General features: G+C 53.9%; 1 protein-coding gene and 1 other annotated feature. The gene reads right to left on the bottom strand.

The genetic code is table 11. The features are described from left to right. Positions 1-57 precede the first annotated feature (57 nt). A protein-coding gene (locus KZZ06_RS20020; protein ID WP_219581754.1) for an IS3 family transposase occupies positions 58-1,292 on the bottom strand; the annotation gives its coding sequence in 2 pieces (ribosomal slippage) (positions 58-998 and positions 998-1,292; 1,236 coding nt in all). Continuing rightward, positions 890-1,005, bottom strand: a sequence feature (AL1L pseudoknot). (Overlaps the previous gene by 116 nt.) Positions 1,293-1,444 lie beyond the last annotated feature (152 nt).

Raw genomic sequence — 1,444 nt, 5'->3', positions numbered from 1 at the left:
TTTAGACGAGCTGCTGAGTGAACCGCCCCTTGTTTGCCGGAGGCTGATTGCTTCGTCTCAGGCGACCATATCTAATGTGTCGAACTGCGCATAGTACCTCTCTTCTGCTTCTGCTGGCGGGATGTACCCGATGGGCTCAAGCAGGCGGCGGTTGTTAAACCACTCGACCCATTTGAGCGTTTCCCATTCGACCGAGGCCATGGTTTTCCAAGGCCCCAGTCGGTGAATGACCTCGGCTTTGTAGAGGCCGTTTATCGTTTCGGCCAAGGCATTATCGTAGGAGTCACCGACGCTACCAACAGAGGGTTCGATCCCCGCGAGGGCCAATCGTTCGGTATAGCGAATGGACAGATATTGCCCGCCACGATCGGAGTGGTGAACGAGGCCACCTTTGTGAACGGGGCGGCGATCATGCAGCGCTTGTTCCAAAGCATCCAACACAAAGTCTGTTTTGGGCGAACTTGAAACACGCCAGCCAACGATTTTGTCTGCGAAGGTATCGATGATGAAAGCGACATACACGAAGCCCTGCCACGTCGAAACGTAAGTGAAATCGCTAACCCATAGCATGTTTGGCGCTGGGGCTCGGAACTTGCGGTTCACCTTATCTTTTGGGCATGGCTGGTTTTTGTCTGGCACTGTTGTCTTCTTTACCTTTCCGCGAATAACGCCATGAATATCAAGGCGTTTCATCAGCCTGGCCACAGTACAGCGGGCGATCGTGAACTTCTCACGCTGTAGTTGATGCCAGACCTTTCGGATGCCGTAGACTTCATTGTTCTCTTCCCAAACACGCTTAACCTCGGGGCTCAGATTCACGTCCCGTTTGGCACGATCGGACGCCAAGTCAGGGTTTCGGGCGATCGCTACATGCGCATAAAATGTGGACTGGGCGATTGGCAAAACCTTGCAAATCGGCTCGACACCCAAGCCATCTCGATGCTCTTCGATGAAGGCGATCATCGTTTGAACGGGCGGGCGAGCTCCGCCTGCGCAAAATATGCTGAGGCCTTGCGGAGGATCTCGTTCGCCTGGCGCAGTTCTCGGATCTCGCGCTCCATCGCCTTGATCTGCGCGCGCTCATCAGAGGTCTGCCCGTCTTTGCGGCCGCTATCAATATCAGATTGTTTAACCCAACGCCGCAGCGTGTCTCTGCCACATCCGATCTTTGGCGCGATGGCCATGATCGCTGCAGATTGATTGGCATACTCGTGTTCATGTTCCAAAATCATCCGAACTGCGCGGGCGCGCACCTCAGTCGAAAATCGGTTTGCTCTGTTACTTTTTTCCATAGGCTCCATCCATACTTACTTTGGAGCCTCCGGCAAACTGGGGGCGGTTCATCGTTGTCTGTCTCATCTTCCACTCCTCAGTGGTTACGATGAGCAACAAACCCTCTCTTAGCAAATAGCGCTATTTGGACCCATAGGCGCTGACGTCAGAC

The organism is Sulfitobacter sp. CW3 (assembly GCF_019392245.1).
In the GTDB taxonomy this organism is placed as follows: domain Bacteria; phylum Pseudomonadota; class Alphaproteobacteria; order Rhodobacterales; family Rhodobacteraceae; genus Sulfitobacter.
This window is presented reverse-complemented; position numbering and strand designations above follow the sequence as displayed.